Source organism: Mesorhizobium sp. M7A.F.Ca.US.005.03.2.1 (assembly GCF_003997795.1).
Taxonomy (GTDB): domain Bacteria; phylum Pseudomonadota; class Alphaproteobacteria; order Rhizobiales; family Rhizobiaceae; genus Mesorhizobium; species Mesorhizobium ciceri.
This window is the reverse complement of the sequence record NZ_RZRP01000734.1, coordinates 1-3,182: the sequence shown is the minus strand read 5'-3', so window position 1 is coordinate 3,182 and position 3,182 is coordinate 1. Positions and strand designations below refer to the sequence as shown.

4 protein-coding genes are annotated in these 3,182 nt (G+C 62.0%); 3 read left to right on the top strand and 1 reads right to left on the bottom strand.

Going from position 1 to position 3,182, the window contains the following annotated elements:
- Both EN991_RS29290 and EN991_RS29285 read left to right on the top strand, forming a co-directional pair.
- The coding region (locus EN991_RS29290) for an ATP-binding protein (RefSeq protein ID WP_164769446.1) at positions 1 to 678 on the top strand (678 nt) is incomplete at its 5' end.
- Positions 647 to 1,240 carry a hypothetical protein gene (locus tag EN991_RS29285; protein ID WP_127370052.1) on the top strand — a complete coding sequence of 198 codons (594 nt, stop codon included), beginning with the start codon at positions 647 to 649 and terminating at the stop codon, positions 1,238 to 1,240. The genes EN991_RS29290 and EN991_RS29285, both read left to right, overlap by 32 nt.
- Before the next feature lie 284 nt (positions 1,241 to 1,524).
- Here EN991_RS29285 and EN991_RS29280 read toward each other — a convergent pair whose 3' ends face one another.
- Entirely contained in the window at positions 1,525 to 2,385 is an 861-nt protein-coding gene (locus tag EN991_RS29280) for an ATP/GTP-binding protein (protein ID WP_127370051.1), read from the bottom strand.
- Between the two features lie 113 nt (positions 2,386 to 2,498).
- Between EN991_RS29280 and EN991_RS29275 the strand changes: the two genes are divergently transcribed.
- A partial coding sequence (locus EN991_RS29275; protein ID WP_164769445.1) for a helix-turn-helix transcriptional regulator occupies positions 2,499 to 3,182 on the top strand: 684 nt, incomplete at its 3' end.

Genomic DNA, 3,182 nt, shown 5'->3' with positions numbered 1-3,182 from the left:
TTCCAGCACCTCGTGAAGACGCTCGCCGGCAATCACACGGTGCTGTCATCATTCGCGAAATTCCAGCACCCGACCGCGCAGCTTCTTGTGGATACGGCGCGCAAGGCCTTCTTCCAAATTGAGCCTGTGCACTCCTTCGTCGATCGCGACGTGATCGACTATCTAAAGAACCAGCCCAACGTCGTCTCGCGGCTGAAGGATGAGCTAAGCCGCATAGATGTGGGTGTGGAAGGGATGCGCTTTCAGCATACGGACAACGGGCCGCTGCTGCTGTTTAAGCACGCGGGTCTTGCGGTCGAAATGCCTTGGCTGATGGAAAGCCACGGCACGCGGGCCTTTATCAAGATGTTCCCTTTCATCATGAGCGCACTCGATACCGGCGGAATCGCCGCGATCGACGAAATGGACGCGGCCATTCACCCGAACATGCTGCCCGAGCTGGTGCGCTGGTTCTATGCGGCCTCGGGACGTAACAAGTTCGACGCGCAGCTATGGCTCTCCTGCCATTCGGCCTCGCTGCTCGATGACCTCAACAAGGAGGAAATCGTGATCTGCGAGAAGGACCGGCAGGGCCGCAGCCACCTTTACAGCCTCATGGACGTGAAGGTGCGCCGCGACGAGAACCATTACCGCAAATATCTGAGCGGTGCATACGGCGGGGTTCCACACCTCGGATGAGCCGTCGTCGCCCGCCAATATCGAGCTTCGCCGTCCGGTTTATATTGGCTGCGAGGGAGCGTCAGAAGTCGGTTATGCCGGCTTTCTGCAAGATCTGATCCGCGATGCCAATTTGCCGGTGCACCTGCACGTTGACGAATTGGGGCCGGGGACCGGCGATCCGCTGTCGCGTATCGAGATGGCGGTGCTGCGCCTGAAGCTGCTCCAGAGAAAACGCCGTGCGCCCGCGGAACGCTTCGCGCTTTTGGATTTTGACCAGGCCGAGCGCGATCCGCAGCGCGCCGAGCGAACGCGCAAGCTCGCGGCCGACAACGGAATCACGATTCTCTGGCAACGGCCCTGCTTTGAGGCAATGCTGCTGCGCCATCTGGAGGGCAAGGCGGCCAACCGCCCGCCCGATACGCCGGGGGCGGTTAAGGCGCTCGAAAAGGAATGGCCGGAATACAAAAAGCCCATGACGCGCGCCAACCTGGCGCGCCGGATTAATCGGGATGCCGTCCTGCGGGCGGCAGGTGTCGAGGCCGAACTACAAGCCTTGCTCCGCAGTATCGGGGTGCTCTAGCGATCGGGATACGCGACTTCCGCGCTGTATGGTCGCCGGCGGCGGTGAACCGGTGGCGACGGAAGCTTCGCCACAAGCACGTCCCGAACCGGACGTTCCGCTCCCGGCCCAAAGGCGAGATCAAAATATCTGCTCGGCAATGTCGGCTATTGGCGCTTGGCACAAGGTGGGCCGATCCGGGGACGTCGTTAATTGGCCACGATACGATCCTCGCCGACTAACGACAGTCCATCGGCCGTTGGCGAACGTCTCGCAGCTCTGCCCTGAGGCGCCGATCATGGCTCTCAATCGAGCTTCAGCGCCACAACCTCGCCTTCGTTCATCAACGGCACATAAAGGATCGACTTGCCATCGGTGCCGATGTCGGCGCTGCCCGGCTTGAACTGCGCCACCACCTCCGGCGCGCCGCCCGCATGATAGCGGTAGAGCGTGCCGGTCATGTAGGCGGTGGCGTAGATGGTGTCGCCGATGGCTACGACGCCGTCGAGATCGGCGAATTTCTGGGCGGCCGGCAAGGGCGAAACCACCTTGCTGGCGATGTCGACCGACAGCAGGCCGCCAAGCTCCGTCGTGCTGAAGTCGGGCTTGATGCCCTTGCCCCAGGAGGCGACGATCAATCGGCCGCCACCGGCAAAGACGCCGTTGGGCGAAGCCAATGCCCCGTCCTTAACGAACAGCTCCGGCCGGTCGCCATCGATGCGGTAGATGGCGTCGGCCAGCATGTCGGTGACATAGACCTTGCCGGATTGGTCCGATGTCACGTCGTTGAGGAAGACCGCGTTCGGCACCGAGATGCTGGCGACCAGCTTGCCGCTGGCGAGGTCGACGACGCGGACTTTCGTGATGTCGGCGACATAGAGCTTGCCGCCCGAGATCGCCATACCCTTGGGTGCGTCCATGCCGTCGGTCCAGTGCTGGGTGACCGTCTTGCCGTCCAGCGACAGCACGGAGAGATAACCGTTGCCGTCGGCCTCGCCGGGATTGCCTGATATGTTGGAAACGATGATGCGATTGTCAGCGGCGTCGAACAGGGCCGATTCCGGCTGTTCGAGCCCGGTGGCGCGCCAGAGTTCGCCGGCCTCCGCGGCGGGCACTGCGGCAATGCCGATGACGGCGATAAAGGCTGAGGGGATGAGGGTGTTCATGACTGCTCTCCTGAGATGACGAGGCAGAGCTATGGCTTTCGATACTTTCCGGAAAGGCCTGACACCGCTAGTATCGAATATCGATACGAAACTAGCGACAAGAGGTGCATCCGATGAACGGTCTGATCTTCCAGGCGCTGAAGCGGACGTTGAAGGCGAAGGGCGTCACCTATCGCGCGCTGGCCGAACGCATGGGCGTTTCCGAACCGACGGTGAAGCGTATCTTCCATGAGCGCAATTGCAAGCTCGACCGGCTGATGGAGATTTGCGCTGCGGCCGGTGTCGAACTGGAAAACGTGCTCGGCTCGATGAACCGGGGGCCTGGGCCGGTCAACCACATCGCGCCGGAGATCGAGCGCAAGCTCGCCGGCCGGCCGGCGCTGCTGTTCATCTTCGTCATGCTGTCAGAAAAGTTCACGCCCGAAGGCATCATGCGCTCGCAAGGCCTGAGCGAGGCTTCGATGTTCCTCTATCTGCGCGATCTCGAGGAACTCGGCCTGATCGCGCTCGGACGGGGTCTTTCGGCGAGACTGCTGGTCGAGACGCCGATCCAGTGGAACTTCGAAGGGCCGCTCAGGCCGCTGTTCGAGATGACCAACAAGAATTTCATCGGCTGGGCCATCACCCATATCGACAAGGAAGCGACCTTCGTCAGCTTCTCCAGGCGGATGCGGCCGGAGACGGCTGAAATGGTGCGGCGCGAGGCGGAGGATCTCGCCGACCGCGCCAAGCTGCTCGCCCATCACGACCAGCACACGACGCCGGAGGATGGCCTGATCGGCTACAAATGGACGTTT

Bases quoted from the DNA above. Each gene is read 5' to 3' on its own strand.
- EN991_RS29280 (WP_127370051.1), bottom strand. From the start codon at position 2,385: ATGAACACCCTCATCCCCTCAGCCTTTATCGCCGTCATCGGCATTGCC.